At 37.9% G+C, this 22,107-nt stretch carries 18 protein-coding genes; 7 read left to right on the top strand and 11 right to left on the bottom strand.

What is annotated here, in order from left to right; genetic code table 11:
- Nucleotides 1-45: 45 nt before the first annotated feature.
- Nucleotides 46-1,887 carry a DUF885 domain-containing protein gene (locus tag J8L71_RS14380; RefSeq protein WP_211001137.1) on the bottom strand — a complete coding sequence of 614 codons (1,842 nt, stop codon included), beginning with the start codon at nt 1,885-1,887 and terminating at the stop codon, nt 46-48.
- 154 nt (nt 1,888-2,041) lie between these two features.
- Here J8L71_RS14380 and J8L71_RS14375 point away from each other — a divergent pair, with 154 nt between their 5' ends.
- Nucleotides 2,042-3,319, top strand: a complete 1,278-nt coding sequence (locus tag J8L71_RS14375; protein ID WP_211001136.1) for an amidohydrolase family protein — start codon at nt 2,042-2,044, stop codon at nt 3,317-3,319.
- Nucleotides 3,320-3,702: 383 nt separating this feature from the next.
- The gene (locus J8L71_RS14370) at nt 3,703-6,117 is read left to right on the top strand and encodes a TonB-dependent receptor (protein WP_211001135.1); all 2,415 of its coding nucleotides are present in this window, start codon (nt 3,703-3,705) and stop codon (nt 6,115-6,117) included.
- An 86-nt stretch (nt 6,118-6,203) separates the two neighbouring features.
- Here the strand turns inward: J8L71_RS14370 and adhP are convergent, their stop codons facing one another.
- On the bottom strand, nt 6,204-7,214 hold the full coding sequence (adhP, locus tag J8L71_RS14365) for an alcohol dehydrogenase AdhP (protein ID WP_211001134.1): 1,011 nt from the start codon (nt 7,212-7,214) through the stop codon (nt 6,204-6,206).
- A gap of 215 nt (nt 7,215-7,429) precedes the next feature.
- Between adhP and J8L71_RS14360 the strand changes: the two genes are divergently transcribed.
- Entirely contained in the window at nt 7,430-7,978 is a 549-nt protein-coding gene (locus J8L71_RS14360; RefSeq protein WP_211001133.1) for a MarR family transcriptional regulator, read from the top strand.
- A 67-nt stretch (nt 7,979-8,045) separates the two neighbouring features.
- Here the strand turns inward: J8L71_RS14360 and J8L71_RS14355 are convergent, their stop codons facing one another.
- Nucleotides 8,046-9,062: a lytic murein transglycosylase gene (locus tag J8L71_RS14355; RefSeq protein ID WP_211001132.1), complete on the bottom strand. Its 1,017-nt coding sequence runs from the start codon at nt 9,060-9,062 to the stop codon at nt 8,046-8,048.
- Nucleotides 9,055-9,342, bottom strand: coding sequence for a YcgL domain-containing protein (locus J8L71_RS14350; RefSeq protein ID WP_211001131.1), 288 nt, complete (start codon nt 9,340-9,342; stop codon nt 9,055-9,057). The genes J8L71_RS14355 and J8L71_RS14350 overlap by 8 nt, the downstream gene beginning before the upstream one ends.
- Before the next feature lie 154 nt (nt 9,343-9,496).
- On the opposite strand from J8L71_RS14350, the gene minC reads away from it, so the two are divergent.
- Genes minC through minE form a run of 3 tightly spaced genes read left to right on the top strand, consistent with a single transcriptional unit; the run spans nt 9,497 to nt 11,281 of the window.
- Entirely contained in the window at nt 9,497-10,201 is a 705-nt protein-coding gene (gene minC / locus J8L71_RS14345; protein WP_211001130.1) for a septum site-determining protein MinC, read from the top strand.
- A 5-nt stretch (nt 10,202-10,206) separates the two neighbouring features.
- Nucleotides 10,207-11,016 (top strand): septum site-determining protein MinD, encoded by an 810-nt coding sequence (gene minD, locus J8L71_RS14340; RefSeq protein WP_211001129.1) that lies wholly within the window; start codon nt 10,207-10,209, stop codon nt 11,014-11,016.
- Between the two features lies 1 nt (nt 11,017).
- Entirely contained in the window at nt 11,018-11,281 is a 264-nt protein-coding gene (gene minE, locus J8L71_RS14335) for a cell division topological specificity factor MinE (protein WP_004586362.1), read from the top strand.
- Nucleotides 11,282-11,437: 156 nt separating this feature from the next.
- Here the strand turns inward: minE and rnd are convergent, their stop codons facing one another.
- From rnd to J8L71_RS14320, 3 genes are all read right to left on the bottom strand, one after another.
- Nucleotides 11,438-12,568 carry a ribonuclease D gene (rnd, locus tag J8L71_RS14330; RefSeq protein WP_211001128.1) on the bottom strand — a complete coding sequence of 377 codons (1,131 nt, stop codon included), beginning with the start codon at nt 12,566-12,568 and terminating at the stop codon, nt 11,438-11,440.
- A gap of 51 nt (nt 12,569-12,619) precedes the next feature.
- Entirely contained in the window at nt 12,620-14,272 is a 1,653-nt protein-coding gene (gene fadD / locus J8L71_RS14325) for a long-chain-fatty-acid--CoA ligase FadD (protein ID WP_211001127.1), read from the bottom strand.
- 115 nt (nt 14,273-14,387) lie between these two features.
- Nucleotides 14,388-15,239 (bottom strand): alpha/beta hydrolase, encoded by an 852-nt coding sequence (locus J8L71_RS14320; protein ID WP_211001126.1) that lies wholly within the window; start codon nt 15,237-15,239, stop codon nt 14,388-14,390.
- A 408-nt stretch (nt 15,240-15,647) separates the two neighbouring features.
- Here J8L71_RS14320 and J8L71_RS14315 point away from each other — a divergent pair, with 408 nt between their 5' ends.
- Complete coding sequence (locus tag J8L71_RS14315) at nt 15,648-16,937, top strand: alkaline phosphatase (protein ID WP_211001125.1); 1,290 nt, start codon at nt 15,648-15,650, stop codon at nt 16,935-16,937.
- A 57-nt stretch (nt 16,938-16,994) separates the two neighbouring features.
- Here the strand turns inward: J8L71_RS14315 and J8L71_RS14310 are convergent, their stop codons facing one another.
- The 4 genes from J8L71_RS14310 to J8L71_RS14295 form a co-directional block, all read right to left on the bottom strand.
- The gene (locus J8L71_RS14310; RefSeq protein WP_211001124.1) at nt 16,995-17,324 is read right to left on the bottom strand and encodes a hypothetical protein; all 330 of its coding nucleotides are present in this window, start codon (nt 17,322-17,324) and stop codon (nt 16,995-16,997) included.
- A 67-nt stretch (nt 17,325-17,391) separates the two neighbouring features.
- Nucleotides 17,392-18,096: a tRNA (adenosine(37)-N6)-threonylcarbamoyltransferase complex dimerization subunit type 1 TsaB gene (gene tsaB, locus J8L71_RS14305; protein WP_211001123.1), complete on the bottom strand. Its 705-nt coding sequence runs from the start codon at nt 18,094-18,096 to the stop codon at nt 17,392-17,394.
- Between the two features lie 9 nt (nt 18,097-18,105).
- Entirely contained in the window at nt 18,106-20,022 is a 1,917-nt protein-coding gene (locus tag J8L71_RS14300; RefSeq protein ID WP_211001122.1) for an ATP-dependent DNA helicase, read from the bottom strand.
- Between the two features lie 162 nt (nt 20,023-20,184).
- Nucleotides 20,185-22,044, bottom strand: a complete 1,860-nt coding sequence (locus J8L71_RS14295; RefSeq protein WP_211001121.1) for a M28 family metallopeptidase — start codon at nt 22,042-22,044, stop codon at nt 20,185-20,187.
- Between the last annotated feature and the right edge of the window lie 63 nt (nt 22,045-22,107).

Here is a 22,107-nt window from a genome sequence, read left to right as displayed (position 1 = left end):
GCGCAAAGCCCGCACCTTTATTAGTACGGGCTTTCGCGTAATTGATTACTTTTGCGTTGCAACCCACCGTTTAATTTTTTCTTCTAAAATTGGCATCGGTAGTGCGCCATCTATCAATATTTGTGTGTGGAACGCTTTAATATCAAACTTATCGCCTAATTCTTTTTTAGCGTAATCACGTAACTGCTGAATTTTAAACTGCCCTAATTTGTATGAGAGCGCTTGCCCAGGCCATGCAATATAACGCTCAACCTCGGCTATAACATCGCTTTTGGCCATTGATGAGTTAGCAAGCATGTAATCAATACCTTGCTGACGTGTCCAGCCTTTTGCGTGAAAACCGGTATCAAGCACTAAACGCATAGCTCTAAGTTGTTCATCGGCTAAACGCCCGTACCACATATAAGGGTCGGTAAATAAGCCAAGCTCTTTGCCTAAACTTTCAGCGTACAACGCCCAACCTTCAGCAAATACGGTATAGCCACCAAATTTTCTAAAGTCAGGTAGTCCTTCTATCTCTTGCTGTAAAGCAATTTGAAAGTGGTGCCCTGGTGCAGCTTCATGAATAGAGAGTGTTTCGAGTAAAAACTTAGGCTGCGCTTTTAGGTTATAAGTATTAATGTAAAAAATACCTGGACGTGATCCGTCCGGTGCAGGCGCAGCATATGATGCCCCAGCCGCAGATTGCGCTCTGTACGCTTCAACTGCTTTTACAACATAAGGTGCTTTAGGAGCAATATCAAAAAGTAGCGGAACGCGCGAATCTATTTTTTGTTTAATATTTTCGTATGCGGCGATCAACTCTTCAGGCGTATCGTAATAAAATTCGTCTGAATCACGTAAATGCTCAAAAAACGCTGAGAGTGAGCCTTCAAAACCCACATCGCGTTTTACCTTTTTCATTTCATCTAAAATACGTGACACCTCACTTAAACCAATAACGTGAATTTCATCAGCTGATAAATTAAGTGTCGTGTTCTTTTTAATTTGGTATTCATACCACGCTTTGCCATTGGGTAAGTCGCTATACCCTACTGTTTCTCGGCTATTTGGAATATATTGATTAGCTAAAAAATCACTCATGCTTTTATAGGCTGGCACCAAATCATTCATGATGAGCGTTTCGTATTGTGTTGTTAGTTGCTGTTTTTGCTTTGCCGAAAATGTTTTAGGTAAGTTGGCTACAGGCCCCCAGAATAATGAGCCCTCGGCTTTTTTTACAACGTGAGCTGCAAATTGTGGCTGAAGTTTTTGAGCCAAAGGTTTAGGTAAGGTAATACCGGCTTTAATACCTTGCGCCATTGCATGCTGTACGCTATTAAGCCATGTAATAAACCCTTTGCTGCGCTTTAAAAAATTAGTGTAGTCTTGAAAAGTATTAAATGGCTGAGCACTTTGCCCAGAACCAAAGCCTGCAAAAGTATTATGCGCCCCAGACATTTGGTTAATTGCAAGCATATAGCTTGGAAACTGCATTCCTTCTAAATTGAGTGCCAAATCTCTAGCTAAAATTTCATAGCTTAAAAGCGCTTGCCCCGTTAATTGTGAATTATCTATATAGGTTAGACGTTGTTGGTATTTTTTATAAAAAGCCGCCTTTTTAGCACGATTTTTTTCTGAAATTTCTGGTGTGAATTGGTCGTTAAATTCACTACGGCCAGTGTAAGTTGCATTAATTGGCTTAAATGTAAGTGATTCATCGTAATATTGAGCTACAAGTACATCGAGCTGCTGCTCTGCTGATAATTCTGAAATTACAGATGCTTGTGCGTTTGAACTGTTTAACTGTACATTGGTATTAGTACGCTCACTAACATCAGTACTTGTACAGCCACTTAAAGCAAACATAACGCTACTGGCAACTAAAGCAAATTTAATAGGTTTCATGGTATTCCTTTTTTGTGTCGACTTTTAATTATGCTTATAAACCACTACTTAATAAAGAAATTACGATAAATTGAGCTTCAGAATCTCTATTTACACTTTTGTATTAGGTTGTTACATTAAATTTAATTAAAACCACTACTACAGAAGAATAACAATGAAAAAACAAATGCTCAGTGCTGCAATAGCATTGTTAACTTTTTCAAGCATTAACGCTCAAGCAACGACTTATTTATCTGCAAAAGCGATGATTGATGTACAAACCGGTAAACTCATTCAATCGCCTTTAATTACTATTGATGACGGCATCATCACAAATATTGAACAAAATAAAGATCCCAAATTATTAAAAGGGGATAAATATATTCAACTACCCGAGCAAACAATAATGCCTGGTCTTATGGATATGCACGTTCATTTAACAAGTGATCCTACCGTGCCACGAAGCGAACGTTTAGGCCAATCAGTACCACGTATGGCTATTAAAGCAGCCTATTTTGCTAAAAAAACATTAGAAGCTGGCTTTACCACACTTAGAAATGTGGGTGCACAAGGCTATAGCGTTATTGCAGTGCGTGACGGTATTAACGCAGGTGATATTGTAGGGCCACGCATTTGGGCCGCAGGTCCTTCTTTAGGGATTACTGGTGGGCATTGCGATAATAATCGTTTACCTCCTGAGCTAAAATTCACTTCAAACGGTGTAGCTGATGGTCCGTGGGCTGCGCGCGTAAAAGTGCGTGAAAACATTAAATACGGTGCTAATGCAATAAAGTTTTGCGCAACAGGTGGTGTTTTTTCAAAAGGCACAAAAGTAGGTGTACAGCAGTATTCATTTGAAGAAATGAAAGCCATTGTAGATGAAGCGCACATGCGTGATTTACCCGTCGCTGCGCACGCTCATGGAACAAGCGGTATTAAAACCGCAATTAAAGCAGGCGTTGATAGTATAGAGCATGCCAGCTTTTTAGATGATGAAGCGATTGCCCTAGCTAAAAAACATGGTACATGGCTATCTATGGATATTTACAACACCGAGTATACGCTTAGCTATGGCGAGCAAAATGGTGTAGCACAAGAAAATCTAAATAAAGAACGCCAAGTGTCAAAAAAACAGCGAGACAGTTTTAGTCGAGCAGTAAAAGCAGGTGTTAACATGGTATTTGGTACAGACGCCGCTATTTACCCTCACGGAGATAACGCAAAACAGTTTTCCCGTATGGTTGAATTTGGTATGTCTGAACTGCAAGCAATTCAAGCTGCAACAATTAATAGTGCAAAACTATTAAAAATGAACACTAAGCTTGGTCAGCTAAAAGCAGGGTTTGCGGCAGATATAATTGCATTAAAAGGCAACCCACTTGAAAATATTACTGAACTAGAGCATATCCCTTTTGTTATGAAAGCAGGTAAAGTGTATAAAAATGATTTGTAGCATTAATTTTATAATTTTTAGATAGTAGAATTTACCTGTTCTTAGGGGTTTAAGGTAACACACCTTATTCCCCATAAAAGTTAAGTTAATTACTTATACTTTACGCCTTAAGCTGATATTTAGCTGTTAATAATCAACCTTTACAAACAATAATGACTTTATTGAAGTTAAATTATTTATTTCGTTATTGCTAATTTTATAGTCTTGCTGTTAATTAATAAAACGTAAACAATGTTGCATTAATAACCTAAAAACACCCTCAACTGTATATTTTTAAATCAAAAAACACTATTTAATAAATTTATTTGAACTTTTTATTCACTTTAAAAACAATAACCATTATCATTCGCGCAAAGTTACTAAATGCGAATACTTATCACCCCATGAAAAAATTTAAATACTCATTAGTTACCCTAGCATGTTTAAATGCACATATTGCAGTTGCCCAATCAGCTGAAGAAGATATTGAACGTATTAGCGTTTATCAAAAACAAAACCAAGTAGTAATGAGCTCAGGTCTTGCTACTAAATCTGATATGTCACTAATGGAAACGCCTGCTCCGGTTGTTGTTATTGACCGTGAACTAATAGAGTCACAAGGTGTAGATAGCTTACAAGAGTTAACGCGTAACGTAAGTGGTTTAACACAAGCTGGTAATAACTATGGCATTGGTGACAATCTTGTGATTCGTGGCTTAGACGCTAACTATACTTATGATGGTATGTATGGCGGTGCAGGCCTTGGCAATACATTTAATCCAACACGGTCTTTAACAAATGTAGAGTCGGTTGAGGTATTAAAAGGCCCAGCAACAGGTTTATACGGTATTGGTAGTGCTGGTGGCGTAATTAACTTAATTGAAAAAAAGCCAGAGTTTGAAGAAAAACATAAAATATCTGCTGAGCTTGGACAATGGGATAGCTACTCACTTGCATTTGATAGCACCAACGCAATCACTGATAATTTAGCCTATCGTGTTATGGCAAAAACAGCCTCTAGCGATGGTTACCGTGACCTAAAAGAAGACAGAGATGAGCTTTACGCATCACTTAAATATGTATTAAGTGATAAACAAGACATTATGCTCTCTGGCGCATATATTAAGGACTCGATTGCAGTTGACTCAATAGGTCACCCTATTCGTATTTATAGTGCAGAAACTGCAAATGGCCTAAGCGCTGGTGAAGTAACAGGCGCTGATTTAGTCAATGATCCTACAGGCAGCGGCGTACAATTAACATCAGATCAGCAACAACAGCTAGCTGATTCATTGTCATCGACTGATGGTTTAACCCCTTACGACTTCGGAACCAACGGTATTATTTCACCAATGGCAGATGATAATGAAGGTGAAGAATTACGCTTCAAACTAACGCACAATTACTTTATTACAGATGATTTATTTTTAAATCAGCAACTGCAATACCGTAACTACACATCAAGCTTTGCACGCCAAACCGGTGCGTTTAACTACGTTTATTCAACACGTGACGGGATTATTAACAATGACCCTCGCGCACCACTTGTTGAAGACGGTGTACTTTATCCATTTGCAGCACGTCGACAAGAGTACCGCCAAGTAGAAGCCGACGAAAAATCGTGGCAATACTTTTTAGACCTGCGCTATGACTTTATGCTTGGTGACGTAGATAACGAACTTTTAGTTAATGCTAACTATGAAGACAGAGATATACGCTTTAAACAGTACTCAATATACGATGCAGACAAAGAAATCTACGACAGTGAAGGTAACTTATTATACCAAGGTAGCTTGCCATATATTTATGATATGAGAGCACCAAATTGGCCAACAGGTAGCTTTGACGATTATGATCCACTTAAAACAAGTGACTATAATAAAAAAGTACAAGCATGGGGCTTAGGTATTCAGCATGTAGGTTACATTACAGACGAAGTAACAACACGTGTAGGTGTTGCTTACAACCGTATTAAGCAATCTTACGAGCACTTTGGTGTTGATGAGCGTTATAGTTCAAGTCGTGCTCAACCAACGCCTGAAGCAAATACTTCTGACAGTGGTTTAACGTATAACTTAGGCGCGACTTATCAACCAACTGAAGATTTTTCTGTGTTTATAAACCACGCGAAAGGACGTACTGCATACAGTGTATTAGGTTCAGTCGCAGGAAATGAAGCTGATAGAGAAGATTCAGAGTCAATCAGCAATGATTTAGGCTTTAGGTTTAAAGCGTTTGATGATCAGCTTTTAGCATCACTTGTTATATTTGAAAGCGCACGAACTAATTTAGAATACGCTAACCCTCTATATGAGGCGGGGGTATCTAGCTCAGATGTAGTTGAAAGCTATTACGATGGTGAAGAACAAACTAAGGGTGTTGAGCTTGACTTGAATGCGCACTTAAATGAGCAGTGGAAAATTAATATAAATGGGGTTTATCAAGACGCACGCGATAAATCTAACCCAACAAGCAGTAGCTACGATACGCGCCAAAAAGGTGTACCTTATGTAACTGCAAGTACCTGGGTTACTTATTACGCTGAAATGTTTAATTTACCAGAGGCTGTTAATATTAGCGGTGGTATTACGTTTGTTGATAACAGAAGTACTAATTCAAGCTCATTTAGTATCCCTGATGGTTACGTACCTAGCTACACAGTTTATGATGCAGCGGTTTCGTACACTACAGATAAATGGCACATGCAGCTGAACTTAAACAATCTGTTTAACAAAAAGTATTACTCTAAAGCAATGTTCTTAGGCGGTATGCCAGGTGAAGAACGTAACGCTAAATTAAGCTTTAGTTACACGCTTTAGTTACACGCTATAATCATGCAAATGATTAGTTGAGGCTTATAATGATGGCATGCCTGCTTGGCATGCCTTTTTATCTAATGGTTAACTCAAAGTGTAACCACTATTCGACCATTGATATCACCTTTGATCATATCATCAAATATTTCGTTGATATCTTCTAGGCGCTTTTCTTCTATAATAGCTTTAACCTTTCCTTGAGCCGCAAATTCCAAGCACTCTTGTAAATCTTTACGCGTGCCAACAATCGACCCGACTACCGATACACCATTGAGCACAGTATCAAATATAGGTAATGGCATATCCTCTGGCGGTAACCCCACTAACACACACTTACCACCCCGACGCACACTTTTATAAGCTTGCTCAAAACCCGCTTTAGATACCGCAGTACACACAACACCATGCGCACCACCAACTTGTTCAAATATTGCTTCACTTGGTACAACTTCTTTAAAATCGAGAGTAATATCTGCGCCTAACTCTTTAGCAAGCTCAAGTTTTTCTTTGCCTGTATCAACAGCTATTACATTAAAGCCCATTGCTTTGGCATATTGCACAGCTAAATGCCCGAGCCCACCCACACCAACAATAGCAACCCAGTCACCTGGTTTTGCACCCGATACTTTTAATGCTTTATAGGTAGTAACACCTGCACAAAATAAAGGCGCAGCCTCTGAAAAACCTAAACCATCTGGAATTTTAATTACGTAATCGCCATGAGCTAAGCAATATTCTGCATAACCACCATCGATTGAGTAACCCGTGTTCTGCTGTGATAAACACAGGGTTTCTTTACCCTCTAAACAAAATTCACAATGCCCACAAGCACTATAAAGCCAAGGCACACCTACTCTATCTCCAACCGCTAAATGCTGTATGTTGCTGCCTACTTCTTCAATTATGCCTACGCCTTCGTGTCCCGGCACAAGTGGCATTTTGGGTTTTACCGGCCAATCACCATGACAGGCATGTAAATCGGTATGACATACTCCACAGGCCACTATTTTAACCAAAACATCATTAATGCCTACTTGTGGCTTTGGTAAGTCTGTAATTTGTAATTTACCTTTGTACTGAGTGTTTATTGCAGCTTTCATAGTCATTCCATCATATGTGAGTAACCAAGTTAAATCTAACTAGGCTAACGGTTTAAGAAGAGTATTAGCTATAAACATAACCTAATTTTGATGAAGAAAAATTAATCTAAATCAACCTTTAGATGTGTAAGTTTAATTTTACTTAATCTAAAATCTTGCTATCCAAAATCAGCATGCTAGCATTACTTTCTGAATTTACTGAAAGTTAAAAAGCTATGAGTTTATCCGAAAAAAATTTAGCCTTTGTTATGCATTGTGGTGAAATGGGCAGCCGCTGGGGTTTCAATAGAACCATAGGGCAAATGTGTGGCTTATTGATCATTACTAAAGAACCCATGACTGCAAACGAAATAGCGGATTCGCTGAGTATTTCACGTGGTAACGTAAGCATGGGCATAAAAGAATTACAATCATGGCAACTAATAAAAGTACATCATAAGCCTGGAGATAGAAAAGAGTATTATGCACCTGCTGGTGAAATTTGGGACATGGCCAATCGTGTTTTTGAAGAACGAAAAAAACGTGAAATTGATCCAACCTTAAGTCTGCTGCGTGACAACTTGCTTGATGAAGCCAGTAATGACGATGAGCTATACGCTCAAAAACAAATGGGTGAAATTCATAACCTATTAGAAACGGTTACAAAGTGGTCATCAGAACTACAACGTTTAAGCCCTGAGCAGTTAAATAAGCTCATGAAGCTTGGATCAGGCATTGGCAAGGTAATCGACTTAAAAGATAAAATATTTAAAAAAGAACAATAAACCCTAAGCTCTTATCTAAATACAAAAAGCCGCATACAGCGGCTTTTTTAATATAGATAATCGGTAATTAAATTTTAGGATAACCGATTCTATCTGATAGGTAGCCCACGCTTGTGGCAAAGTAATACGAGCGATTCCAATGCATAAATACTTTATAGTTATCGTATGCTAGGTACATACGCCCATTAATATCATCGGGCATAACTAAAGCTGCACGAACATCAACATTTGGTAAATCAGAGCCATCTGCTTTGCGCACACCTAACGCTTGCCATTGAGCCAACGAGCGCTCAGAATCATTCCAGTACTCAAGCCATTGTTTACGTGTTTTAGTGCCACGTACTAATACATATTTACTGTCAAAATTTTCTGGCAACTGCACCTGGCGGCCCCAAGTAAGAGAGTCATCCCACCCTTCTTGTTTTAAGTAATTAGCAATAGAGGCAAACGCATCCTCTTTGGTAGTCCAAATGTCTTTTCGACCATCATTATTATAATCGACCGCATAAGCATTAAAAGAGGTAGGCATAAACTGTGTTTGCCCCATCGCTCCAGCCCAAGAACCTTTAAACTTATCGAGCGTAATATGGCCCGACTTTAATATATCTAGTGCAGCCCATAGTTGGCGTTTATAAAGAGCTTCACGACGTCCATCAAAAGCAAGTGTTACCAAAGATGAAATAACATTATGGCCGCCTTGAATTGTTCCAAAATTACTCTCAAGACCCCAAAGGGCAACAATAAAGCGTGCCTGTACGCCAAATTCTTTTGCTACTTGTTCCAATACATCTTTATTTTCTGCATAAAGCTTACGTGCGCGGTCAATTTTCCATTGCGGTACACGTTTAGGTAAATATGTTTCAAGTGTTTCTTTTACTTCTGGTTGATTTTTATCAGCAGATACAACTTTTTCTTTATACGTAGCAGTAGCAAAAGCATCATCGATTAATTTGCTGTCGTAACCTTTTGCTATCGCTTCATGCTTTAAATCTGTTAAATACGTTTGAAATTCAGCTTGAGTTTTGGCTATTACAGAGCCACTTAAGCAAACCCCACATAATAAAACGGTCAGTTTTCTAATCACTATCGGCTCCATTTTCTTTTCGTAATTGACTTAACAAGTTTTCTTTTGGCGGTGGTATTTGTAAATAAAAGCCTTTATCAGGATCAGATAAAGCGGCTTTAACTGTTTCTAAATCTGCACCACCTAAATGTTCACGCTTTGCTAAATTAATGATCATAACGTATTGAGGTTGACCAAACATGGTCATTAAAGGTTCCGGAACTTTACTAAAATCATCTCTTTTTTCAACAAATAGGAAGGTATCCGCTTTTTTCTTACTTTTATATACCGCAGTGAGCATTATGAGCCTATAAATTCTTGCTTAACAATGCCGCACACTATAACATGAGAGTAATAATAAGTTAGAAAAATTAGATTAGAAATTTCAATAAAGGCCTTATTCAGCCTGTGTTTATCTTAAATAATTTCTTATCGAACAATTCAATTGAGCGTGTATGTCGGACCAAATTTTTGAGTTAAAAGGGAATCTTTTTACGTTATCAGTTTTACATCTTTACAGTACTGATATAACCCTTTTAGCAGAACAGTTATATGTAAAAATAGCCCAAGCCCCTAAGTTTTTTGAAGGGGCTCCTATAGTTGTTAATTTAATAGAAATTAGAAACAGCTCTTTAGATTTTGTTCATTTAAAATCACTTATTGAGCGTATGAGTTTTAACGCAGTAGGTGTATGTAACGGCTCTGATGAGCAACATGTACAAGCTAAAGCTGCAGGCCTATCTGTATTAAATTATTCACAAGACGTTAAGAACGAACCTGTTAAACAAGAGGCAAATACCTCGATTGTAGAAAAAACGGTTTATTTACCTGCACAAATTATTAATGGTACGGTACGTTCTGGACAACAGGTTTATGCAAAAGATAGAGATTTAATAGTACTTGGCGCAGTAAGCCACGGTGCAGAAGTTATTGCCGATGGTAATGTACATATATATGGCACATTACGCGGGCGCGCCATTGCAGGCGCAAAAGGTTTCAAAAAAGCACACATTTTCTGCCAAAAGCTTGAGGCTGAGTTGGTTTCAATAGATGGCAATTACTGGATAAGTGATTCCCTTCAGGGCGAACATTGGGGAAATGCAGTGCAAATACAACAAAAAGACGAATCATTAGAAATTTCAGCTTTGGTTAAAGGATAAATCTCATGGCAAAAGTAATTGTCGTTACCTCAGGTAAAGGCGGTGTTGGTAAAACAACATCAAGCGCTGCAATTGGCACCGGATTAGCATTAAAAGGCTACAAAACAGTAATTATCGATTTCGACATTGGTTTACGTAACCTTGATTTAATCATGGGTTGTGAACGTCGCGTTGTATACGATTTTGTAAACGTAATTAATGGTGAAGCAAACCTTAATCAGGCGCTAATAAAAGACAAGCGCGTAGAAAAACTATTTTTACTTCCTGCTTCGCAAACTCGAGATAAAGACGCACTTACCCGTGAAGGTGTTGAGCGTGTACTTAACGAATTGAAAAAAGATTTTGACTACATCGTATGTGACTCTCCAGCAGGTATTGAAGCTGGCGCGATGATGGCAATGTATTTTGCTGATGAAGCAATAGTAACAACAAACCCAGAAGTGTCTTCAGTTCGCGATTCAGACAGAATTTTAGGCATTTTACACAGCAAATCTAAACGTGCTGAAGAAGGCCTAGAAAATATTAAAGAGCACTTATTATTAACGCGTTACAATCCTGAGCGTGTTGAGAAAGGTGAAATGTTATCGGTAGAAGACGTACAAGATATTCTATCTATTCCTCTTTTAGGTGTTATCCCTGAGTCGCAAGCCGTATTGAGCGCATCTAACTCAGGCCAACCTGTAATTTTAGATGGCGATTCTGATGCTGGCCAAGCCTATGCAGATGCAATTAATCGCTTATTAGGTGAAACAGTCGATTTTCGCTTCTTAGACGTTGAGAAAAAAGGCTTATTTAAACGGATTTTTGGAGGTTAATGTGTCTTTACTTGACTACTTCCGCTCAGAAAAGAAAAACAGCGCGTCATTAGCAAAAGAGCGATTGCAGATTATTGTCGCGCACGAACGTTCTCAACGTGGAACGCCGGATTACTTACCACAATTAAAACAAGATATTTTAGATGTGATCCGAAAGTATGTGAACGTAAATACTGACGCAGTTCAGGTACAATTTGATCAAAACGAAGACGATTTAGCGGTACTTGAACTAAACGTGACACTACCTGACGAAGAAAAGAAGTAATATTAAAAACGGCACTTTGAGTGCCGTTTTTGTTTAGTACTCATTTGCGTAATTAAAATAGTATTTAAAATTATTGCAGATTAATAGCAACACCCATCGTATGTATATGGGTGTTTTTTGTGTTTAGTTGAGTAAGCATTAAAGCCCGTTTCAACCTTATTTATCCCACTCTTTTAGTGTTTCTTTTATATAACTATAGCGCCACGAACTTAGTAAATCTGGCTTAATATGCTTTTGTTTTTGCTCATTAGTGAGCTTCCAATTCCAGCTTATAAGTTGATTAACTTGTTTTTTAGAAGCCATTACGTCTTCTGGTATATTGTGCTCTTTAGCCACTTTAGTTACTTTTTGTTTTATATCTTTAGCTACTTTTTTATAAGAGGGAAAATCTATTAAACGTTTAAGCACAGGAGGATGAAGCTCTTCAGGCATTGCTTTAGCAGTTTCAATACATTTTAGTATTTCTACACCTGAGCGATTAACTTCCATCGATTCAACACCCGGAATTTGTCTAAGCGAGTTTAAGCTCGAAGGCCCTCGTTTAGCAATTTCAGTCATATTGTGTTCTTTAAGCACAAAGTTAAGCGCTAAATTTTTTCGTATTGCTTTGTTACGTCTCCATACAGCTAGCTCTTTTAGTACTGCCAGCTCATGCGGTTTTAACTGCCATGCATTTTTTATGTCTTTATATAAAAGATCATCGGGTGTTTGAAACGCACGTTTATTTGCAATTAACTCGCTCTCATTTATTACAATATCAAACAAATCGGCCTCATTAATACGCTCTATAATCAGCTCAAAACAAGGTAATAGATGAAAAGTATCGGCAGCTGCATAATCTAATTGTTTTTTAGTTAAAGGACGCTGAAGCCAATTGGTACGCGATTCACTTTTGTCTATTTCTATTCCTAACAACTCTTTTACCATTAAAGCAAAGCCCATACAGTTGCCCTCACCAAGTAACTGCAGTGCAAATTGAGTGTCAAATAATGGAGCAGGAACAAAGCCTGCGTATTTTTGAAAAACTTCGATATCTTCTGAGGGTGAATGCAGTACTTTTAAAACAGCGGGATCTTTTAAAATCTCCCAAAAATCAAATAATGAAAGTTCAGCAAGTGGATCTATTAATGCTAAATGTTCACCATCAAAAACTTGGATCAGTGCAACCTCTGGATACAAAGTGCGACGGCGCATAAATTCGGTATCAATTGCTAAGATAGGTTTGCTTTTAATTTGCTCAACAAAAGTATTAAGCTGATTTTGTGTTTCGATCAATTGGTATTGCACTTAATCTCCTACAATAAAAAAGCCGGCTAATGCCGGCTTTTTTATAGGTTGCTAATCTTTCAAGGCTCTTCTGAGTATTTTACCTACGTTTGTCTTAGGTAACTCATCTCTAAACTCTACCAGTTTAGGGACCTTGTAATTAGTTAAATTATCACGACAGTGATTTATTATATCTTTTTCAGTTAAAGAAGGGTCTTTTTTCACAACAAAAACTTTAACTTGTTCGCCACTTACATCGTGGGGTATACCAATAGCTGCTACTTCAAGCACACCATCATGCATCGCAACGACTTCTTCTATTTCATTAGGGAAAACATTAAAGCCAGAAACAATAATCATGTCTTTTTTACGATCTACTATGTAAAAGAAACCTTCATCATCGTATGTTGCTATATCACCTGTTGCAAACCAGCCATCTTTTAAGCATTCAGCTGTTGCATCTGGGCGATTATAGTAACCAAGCATTACCTGTGGGCCTTTAACCCATAACTCACCTGGTTCACCTTTGGCTGCTTCTTCGCCATTATCAAGCATAAGCTTAATTTCTGTGTTTGGCGCAGGTAAACCAATTGAACCATTATAAGCTTCTAAATCGTATGGGCTTACGGTTACAAGTGGTGCACACTCGGTTAAACCATACCCTTCCATTAGTTTAGAGCTTGTTACTTTTTGCCATCTCTCAGCTACAGGGCGCTGAACGGCCATTCCACCACCAAGCGACATTTTTAAATGACTAAAATCAAGTTCCGCAAAACCCGGTGTATTCAATAAACCATTAAATAATGTGTTTACTCCGGTTATTGCAGTAAAGTTGTGCTGGCTAAGCTCTTTTACAAATGCTGGCATATCGCGTGGATTTGTAATTAATACGTTTAAACCACCGTATTTCATAAACGTTAAGCAGTTCGCTGTTAAAGCAAAGATATGATAAAGCGGTAAAGCGGTAACAACTACTTCTGTGCCTCTATCTAATACTTTGTCTAAACAGCCTGATACTTGCTCAAGATTTCCAACCATATTACCGTGGCTAAGCATTGCACCTTTAGACACACCGGTGGTACCACCTGTGTACTGTAAGAAAGCCAAGTCAGATAATTGCATTTCTGGGCGGGTATATTTAGCGGCATCGGCGTTAAGTACATCAGAGAATTTAATTACATTAGGTAAACTGTAGTTTGGCACCATTTTCTTTACGTACTTGACTACAAAATTAACTATATGCTTTTTAACACCACCAACTAAGTCACCCACTTGCGTAACAACAATGTGTTTTACATCTGTTTTAGCTAGTGCTTTTTCAAGCGTATCTGCAAAGTTTGCCAAGATAAAAATAGCGGTAGTATCAGAATCTTTAAGCTGATGCTCAAGCTCACGCACTGTGTATAGCGGGTTAACATTAACCACAACACAACCTGCGCGAAGTACACCTAAAATAGTAATAGGGGTTTGTAACAAGTTAGGCATCATAACAGCGACTTTGTCGCCTTTTTTCAAACCTAAATCATTTTGAATATATGACGCTACTCTTTTTGTAGCATTATCTATTTCATCATAAGTTAAAGTTTTACCCATGTTAGTAAATGCAGGTAAATCTTTGTAATCAGAAAAACTTTTTTCGAACACTTCGAGTAACGAGTTATAATGCTCAGGATCGATTGTTTCAGGCATACCCTCTGGGTAGCGCTTAAGCCAGATTTTTTCCACTCTTAGCCCCTGTTTATAATTATATTTTTATTAACCTTAATCTAAGTAAGGCACTTTCACAATTGAGCAAATACTCTAATGCAGGAATAATCCCACATTTTACGTAAACTTACAATTAACATGCACCATTTTGCTGCATAAAGTCTTGAATATGCTCAAAACATAACTCACTACTTTGCATATGGCAATGATGCCCACCAGACACATTAATTACCTTTAAGTCATTGTAATAACTAATATACTTTTCTAAATTTTGTTTTACAAACGAATACCCTTCGTTCCCTAAAATTAATTGACATGGTGCAGTTAATTCTTTTATTGCACCAATACATTGCGCTTCATCAAACCTAAAACCTGAATGATTTTTGAGCTTAGGATCAGTGGTTAAAACAAAACCTTCTGCAACCTCTTGTATATTGCGCTGCATTAACAACGCTATTTGCTTACTATTTAAGTCAGTTGTTTGAGCACGCGCATCATAAATTTGTTGTTTAGACTTATAAAAACGCGGTTTTTTATTTTTTAATCTAGCCCTGTTTAAAACTGCACTTTTAAGCTGCTCACATACTTCATCGCTTGGTGTCGTTATACACCCAATGCCTTCTATAAAGGTCACGCTTTTAACCTTTTCACTAAAACAGCTAGCATAAAGCCCTGCTACCATAGCCCCCATAGAATGCCCAACTAGGTGTATTTTTTTAAAATTAAGTGCAGTTATAAACTCATGTAAATCATTAATATAATCTACAAAATAATAATGTGCATCATCGCTTCGCCAACTTGATAAGCCATGCCCTACTAAATCAATACAATACCATGTTTCATCAGGCTTTGAATTATTCAACATAGGCAAAAAACTATTACAATTATCTAACCAACCATGCAACGCTATAACTATCTCGGTGCCAGAACCAACTTTTAAGCCATGAATATGTAAGTTGTTTGTTTTAATATCAAATGGCTGCACATAAAACTCCTTACTTATTTAAGCGCGTCGGTATTTATATCATACATGTTGTCAGACCTCTAACCCCTCAAATGGTGCCAAAATTCAGCATGTAATACATATTTGATTTATAAAAAAACGCCAATGCTTTTAAAGTATCTATATTTCATAGACTTAATGAAGCTGTTTAGATACGGATATATTTTAAACATGTGTTATCGCCCCATGATAGATTAAAATACCCTCTAATTTGCTTTATATATAAAGTGTATAACTAGTATAAATATAATAAATACCCCTAATGTTAGCTCTTATTTAATATTCTTAAAGCGCAATTATTACAAAAACGCTAGATATTCATTTATTTATAAGGCTATCGGTATACAATATCAGCGGCTATTAAATAAGGTACACTCATAAGGTACAACAATGAAAAAACAATTAAGCTTATTAGCACTGTTATGTGCTTCTTCTGGCGTACAAGCAGAGTCTGCGCCTAAAAATGTCATATATATGATTGGTGACGGTATGGGTCCTGCGTATACAACTGCTTATCGCTATTTTAAAGACGACCCAGCCACCAAAGACGTTGAAAAAACAGTATTTGATTCAATTTTAACAGGCATGGCTACTACTTACCCTGATGATCATACTTATGTAACCGACAGTGCTGCAGGTGCTACTGCACTTAGCAGCGGTCATAAAAGTTATAACGGCGCTATTGCAGTAGATACCAAAAAAGCACCTGTAAAAACAATGTTAGAAGTAGCCCGAGAACAAGGGATGACCACCGCACTTGTTGCGACATCACAAATAAACCATGCTACGCCAGCAAGCTTTGCAGCACATAATGAATCACGCAATAATTACGATGATATTGCCAATGACTATATCGATAACAAAATTGCAGGTAAATTACCGGTCGATTTAATGTTAGGCGGTGGTACTCAGTATTTTATTCGCGAAGACCGTAACTTAGTAGATGAGTTTAAAGCTGCAGGTTATCAATATGGCGACGATATTAAAAACCTAAATCAAATAACACAAGTGCCTGCAATTGGATTATATGCTCCTAAAGGTCTACCTTTTGCACTTGATGAAAACCCAACGCGTTTAACTCAGCTTACCTCCAAAGCACTTGATTTACTTGATGGCCAAAATAAAGAAGGCTTTTTTGTAATGATTGAAGGCAGTCAAATTGATTGGTGTGGTCATGCTAATGATATTGCGTGTGCCATGGCTGAAATGGATGACTTTGCTAAATCAATCGAAAAAGCAAAAGCTTATGTCGATAAAAATAAAGATACCATATTAGTAATTACAGCCGATCACTCTACTGGTGGTTTAACCCTTGGCGCACACGGTCAATATAAATGGGAAACAGATGTAGTGAAGGGTGTTAAAGCAACAGCAGGTAAATTAACTCAGCAGTTACTTGAATCAGACGACCTAAAATCAGTGTGGAATGCTAACACTAATATTGAATTTACGGCTGAAAATAAAATAAAGCTTGAGCAAGCTAAGCAAATGGGCGATAAAGCGCTTAATTTAGCGGTTAAAAGTATTATTAGTGATACGAGCTTTACTGGTTGGACTACAGGCGGGCATACCGCAGTAGACGTACAAGTATTTGCTTATGGTAAAGGGAGTGAGCAATTTATTGGTTCACAAAACAATACCGATATTGCAGATAAACTAATTGGCTTTATTGAAAAATAGTATTTAGCACTAAACGCAAAAGCCCGAACTCCTGTTCGGGCTTTTTTTTAAAAGGCTTTAAGCGTATATATCTACGCCTATTAAATCTTGTACTTCTGCTCTGCGTTCTAAATTAGCAAACTCTGTATAAGTAGAAATTGCTTTGCTTACTTGTGCAGTTGGTTGGTCGTAAATTGTTTGGCTGAACTGCGTAGTATTCGCGCTGGCTTTAAAGAACTCATTTGCGCGCTCTACCCCCTCTTTACTGCTTTTTACATACTCAGTGTTTGTTTTTTGCGTTGTATTTTGATCAGCAACACTTTGAGGTTTATTTGTGACAACACTTTTTGAGCTTACTCTACCAGGAATATCCCCGGCAAAAAAACCAGAACCAATGGGCAATGTCATAAACAAACTCCAAACTTAAACATGGCTAAAATTATGATTTAAAATTAAACAATTTGCAAACTTAAGCCTATTCGCGACCAGGTAGCTTTTTCCATGTGACCGTATCTCGTACATATTTTGGTTGAGCATCGCTTGCTTTAACACCATTACCAGCTAAAAATTCTGCATCTACAAGGGCGAGCATATAACGTGCATCTGGCAGTGTAATATCACTATTAATAGAAACGTTATCAAAACTGTCCAGTGAATCTGAGTAAGTTTTGAAGCCTGTACCAACAGCTGTATAGCTTTGCTCGTTATCTGAAATATAATCGGCGTTTAAAAGTTCAGGCTTTAATACACATTCTTGATTAACAAGCTGCATTAAATTGTTATTAGCTTGATACTGAGCAAAGTAAATTTCGCCCATTCGCGCATCAATAGCTGGATATACATGAGTACTGCCGTTTTGTTCAAAAGCTTGCTGCGCCATAATCGCAAGTGTAGACACCCCAACTAATGGTAAGTTAGTTGAATAAGCTAACCCTTGTGCAATTGCAACACTTATACGCACACCAGTAAAACTACCTGGTCCTTGGCCAAAACCAATGACATCTAAGTCTTTTAATTTACAGTTGGCTTTACTTAGTAGCTCATCTATCAGCGGAAGAATTTTTTGGCTATGCTGCTGTGGGCATTCTTCAAAATGATGAAATGTTTGTCCCTTTACATGTAAAACAATTGAAAGCGCTTCTGTTGAAGCATCAAGGGCAAGAATATTACTTTTGATCATTTTAGTACTCTAATTAATTTGTTTTAAAAATGTATTGGCATCTTCTAAGCTTCGCGTGCGGCGCATAGGCGGTAAGCTTTTTAAAAATACTTGGCCATATTGGCGTGTTACTAAGCGATTATCGCATATTACTAATACGCCTTTGTCTTTATTATCGCGTATTAAACGCCCTACACCTTGCTTTAGTGCAATAACAGCTTGTGGAAGCTGAATATGCGCAAATGGGTCTTTACCTTGCATTTGGCAATCTTGCATTTTAGCTTGCAATAAAGGGTCATCTGGTGCGGCAAACGGTAACTTATCAATAATAACACAGCTTAAAGTGCTACCGCGCACATCCACGCCTTCCCAAAAAGAAGCGGTGCCAAGCAGTACTGCGTTGCCATGGCGGGTAAACTTTTCAAGTATGATACGTTTAGACATTTGCCCTTGCATATACACTGGGTAATCTATTTGCGTGGTTAAGCCTTCGGCAACCAAGTGCATCATTCTATAACTGGTAAAGAGCACAAAGCAGCGCCCCTTTGCCGACTTAATCAGTTCAAGTGTTAGCCTAACAATCGCATGAGGCATATTGTCTGCATGTGACTCAGGTAAAAACCTGGGTAAACATAATAACGCTTGGTTTGGATAGTCAAATGGGCTATCTACCATCATACTTTGTTTGGGCTTTAGTCCTAAACTTGCATTAAAATGCTCAAGCTTATTATCTACAGATAGCGTAGCTGAGGTAAACACAAAGCCCGCGCCTGTATCTTCCATCATTTTAGCAAATTTAGCTGATACATTTAACGGTGTAATATTAACGGTTAAATAGCGCCTTGTTGTTTCGTACCAGTAACTAAACCCTGTTTGAGCTGTATCAAATACACGCTCTAGCTGACCTTTAAAGGCAAGTGTTCGCTCAAACGGGTGTTCTATTTTATCACTTCGCTCTAAGCATAACTTTAATACTTGATACACAAAGTCTAAATCGCTTATTACTCTGTGCAGTGCTGCACATATTAATTTATCACTAAGCTTTTCGCGCCAGTCACCACGGCTGCCATCAACACCAAACTGTAAACGTAAATCAGCTACACTCGTTTCAAGTTTATTTAAGCTTTTACCCAATTGCAGCATATCAGGGATTTCGGCTCGGTAAATTGCACGTAAATCGTTAATTAAATCAACCAGCTTTTTAGTACTTATACTTTCGCCAAAGTAATCACTTGCAATTTCACTTAACTGATGGGCTTCGTCAAATATGTAAGCATCTGCAGTGGGCATAAGCTCAGCAAAACCTGAGTCTTTTACTGCCATGTCTGCAAAAAATAAATGATGATTTATAACAACTACATCTGCTTCGGCTGCATTTAATCGCGCTTTACGTATATAACAACTCTGAAAGTCGGGACATTCTTTACCTAAACAGTTATCGGCGGTTGAGTTTACATAAGGCAACACTTTGGCGTCTTCTTCAATGCCAATACAATCGGCTAAATCACCCGACTGTGTTTCGCTTGCAAACTTTGCGACCATCGCCAGTTGATGCATTACATCCGAGTCATCTGTGGGTACGTGTGCAACATGTTGATTTAATCGATAGGTACATAAGTAATTGGCACGCCCTTTTAGTAAAGCCGTTTTTTTAGAGGCGCTTAGCGCTTTAACAAGTTGAGGTAAATCGCGGTGATAAAGCTGTTCTTGCAGGGCTTTTGACCCCGTTGAGATAATGGTTTTACCTTTTGATTTTAGTGCGGGTGCTAAATATGCAAATGTTTTACCCGTACCGGTCCCCGCTTCTACCACTAGCTGGGTGCTATTTTTTAATGCATCTGCAACAGCTACGGCCATATCAATTTGAGGCTGGCGAGGTGTATAACCCTCAAGCGATAATGCCAGTGGTCCGGTTTCACTAAACAGCTGTTTGATAATGCCAATCACTTTAAAATAAATAATAGCGGGATTTTACGTAAGCTATACATCAAGGGCAAGTATTTAAGTAAGCAGCGCAAGTACAATATAAGGGAGCATAGCTCCCATTAATTAATTCATCTCTACTTAGCAACATAATAGTTATATTGGTAAGCTATTTGAGGATGCGTTTCATTGCGCAGTAATATTTAATGAAATATCACTTGCAGCACTGTACCCTTTTAAATCTATATACCACTTACCACCTTGAGGATTAGAAATACTGCATTGTTCACTATTGCCATTTTTGTAAGGCCTACATACATAAACTTGCTCGGATGATTGACTATTAAAATTTACATACAAATCAGCATCACCTGAGCCACCAGCTATGCTTATATTTAAAGAAGAATACCCAGCTTGTAATTCTTGTGTAAACCTAACCCACTGGCCTGAGGAAACACTAATATTTTCTTCAATGCGGTTAACTGGCTCTAAGTTATCTTCTTCGGTATAACTAGCTATGAGCGATACATTAGCTATGTCGTTCCAAGCCTCTACCATCACGTAATAAACTCCCGCTTGAGTGTTTAAAATATCACAGCTTTCATTGCTAGATGAGGTTGCACTTTTACAGTCGTAACTAGCAAGCGACGGTGCAGAGTTATATTTCACATATAAATCAGCATCGCCACTGCCACCAGCGGTAGAAAAGTTTAAATTACTACTATTATTCGTTACTTGTAGCGTGTAAAAAAGTTGCTCTTTAGCATTAGCTGCTATATCTGTTACTGCGACCCCGTTTTGTAGCTCATTATTATTTACTGGGGGTATTTCTCCAGCATTTTTAGCCATTTCAGCTAAATAACTAACGGCTAACTTTGCAAATTTACTTGCGTGTTCAGCATCAAAAGCTGCATCATTTTCGCTATGTATTAACGGGTTGATATCAGCCATTTTTGACTCAAACGGTATCGATGCTGAAAAGCCTTGTTGATACCACGAAGCATGATCAGAACAACCATAACCACACTGATCAAATCCATAAGTAACCGCAGGTAAGTATGTATCAATTAACTGCCCTAAGTACTGATTTTGTGAATTAGTAGTGTAATCAGTCATCATAACAATATCTTCACTGCTACCATTGTTACCGGTCATATCAAATTGCACCATACCAATCACATTTTTACCTTGTGATTTATACGCTGTAGCAATCTCCTTTGAACCTCTAAGACCCACTTCCTCAGCAGCAAAAGCCATAATTTTAATCGTTCTTTGGGGTTTATAATTCTGCTCTACCACAGTACGAAGTGCTTCAGTTAAAACCGCAATGCCTGATGCATTATCATCAGCACCGGGTGAACGCCCATTGCTTGGGTTTGACTGATTAATAGAATCTAGATGACCACCAATAATTACAATTTCGTCTGCTTTTTCACTGCCGTTAATAGTTACAATAACCGATGACTGAGACCAACTATGTGTAAAATAATCAACTGAAATATCATTTCTAGCACTTGCAAGTTGCTGCCAATAACCTTTTAACCATTGGGCTGCATCTACACCAGTTTGAGATGAATAGTAACGGTTATAAAAATCACTTAATGTATTAACCGTATTTGTTAGATTAATCTCGCTTACACGATTTATTAGCGCTTGGACTGTTTGTGAATTATCTATGGTGTAGCTAGTTGAAATATTGGCAAGTTGATTTTGAACAGAAGCTAATTGCTGCGTATATTGCTGTGCTTCACTTAGTGAACTATGCGCAACAAATCCACCACAGCGGTTGTAATTGTGATGCATAAACTCACTCAATTGAATGATATTTTCTTGCTCAATTTTTATTAAGTTTACCGAATCCATATTTGTATTCTGTACGCTTAATAATTGTTCCTTTTGTATAAATGTTTTTTGGGCTTGTTGATAATGTTTTGCAGCAGCCGGATCAATACTAACCCAAATGCTTTCATTATTTTGAGCATATAATGTCGACGATGTTAAGAGAGTAGATGCGCATAATAGAGAAGTATAAATAGAACTTTTCATAAGTATTCCTTGTTATTAAATACAACTTTGAAAGAAAGGGAGCGAGAGCTCCCTCAAAGTAGG

The sequence above is a fragment of the Pseudoalteromonas sp. MMG007 genome (genome assembly GCF_018100985.1).
Classification (GTDB): domain Bacteria; phylum Pseudomonadota; class Gammaproteobacteria; order Enterobacterales; family Alteromonadaceae; genus Pseudoalteromonas.
The sequence above is the reverse complement of the archived record's forward strand: the minus strand, read 5'-3'. Positions and strand labels throughout refer to the sequence as shown.

Bases quoted from the DNA above. Each gene is read 5' to 3' on its own strand.
- J8L71_RS14380 (WP_211001137.1), bottom strand. From the start codon at position 1,887: ATGAAACCTATTAAATTTGCTTTAGTTGCCAGTAGCGTTATGTTTGCT.
- tsaB (WP_211001123.1), bottom strand. From the start codon at position 18,096: ATGATCAAAAGTAATATTCTTGCCCTTGATGCTTCAACAGAAGCGCTT.
- J8L71_RS14350 (WP_211001131.1), bottom strand. From the start codon at position 9,342: ATGCTCACTGCGGTATATAAAAGTAAGAAAAAAGCGGATACCTTCCTA.
- J8L71_RS14370 (WP_211001135.1), top strand. From the start codon at position 3,703: ATGAAAAAATTTAAATACTCATTAGTTACCCTAGCATGTTTAAATGCA.
- J8L71_RS14360 (WP_211001133.1), top strand. From the start codon at position 7,430: ATGAGTTTATCCGAAAAAAATTTAGCCTTTGTTATGCATTGTGGTGAA.
- minC (WP_211001130.1), top strand. From the start codon at position 9,497: ATGTCGGACCAAATTTTTGAGTTAAAAGGGAATCTTTTTACGTTATCA.
- J8L71_RS14375 (WP_211001136.1), top strand. From the start codon at position 2,042: ATGAAAAAACAAATGCTCAGTGCTGCAATAGCATTGTTAACTTTTTCA.
- adhP (WP_211001134.1), bottom strand. From the start codon at position 7,214: ATGAAAGCTGCAATAAACACTCAGTACAAAGGTAAATTACAAATTACA.
- J8L71_RS14315 (WP_211001125.1), top strand. From the start codon at position 15,648: ATGAAAAAACAATTAAGCTTATTAGCACTGTTATGTGCTTCTTCTGGC.
- J8L71_RS14310 (WP_211001124.1), bottom strand. From the start codon at position 17,324: ATGACATTGCCCATTGGTTCTGGTTTTTTTGCCGGGGATATTCCTGGT.
- minD (WP_211001129.1), top strand. From the start codon at position 10,207: ATGGCAAAAGTAATTGTCGTTACCTCAGGTAAAGGCGGTGTTGGTAAA.
- J8L71_RS14295 (WP_211001121.1), bottom strand. From the start codon at position 22,044: ATGAAAAGTTCTATTTATACTTCTCTATTATGCGCATCTACTCTCTTA.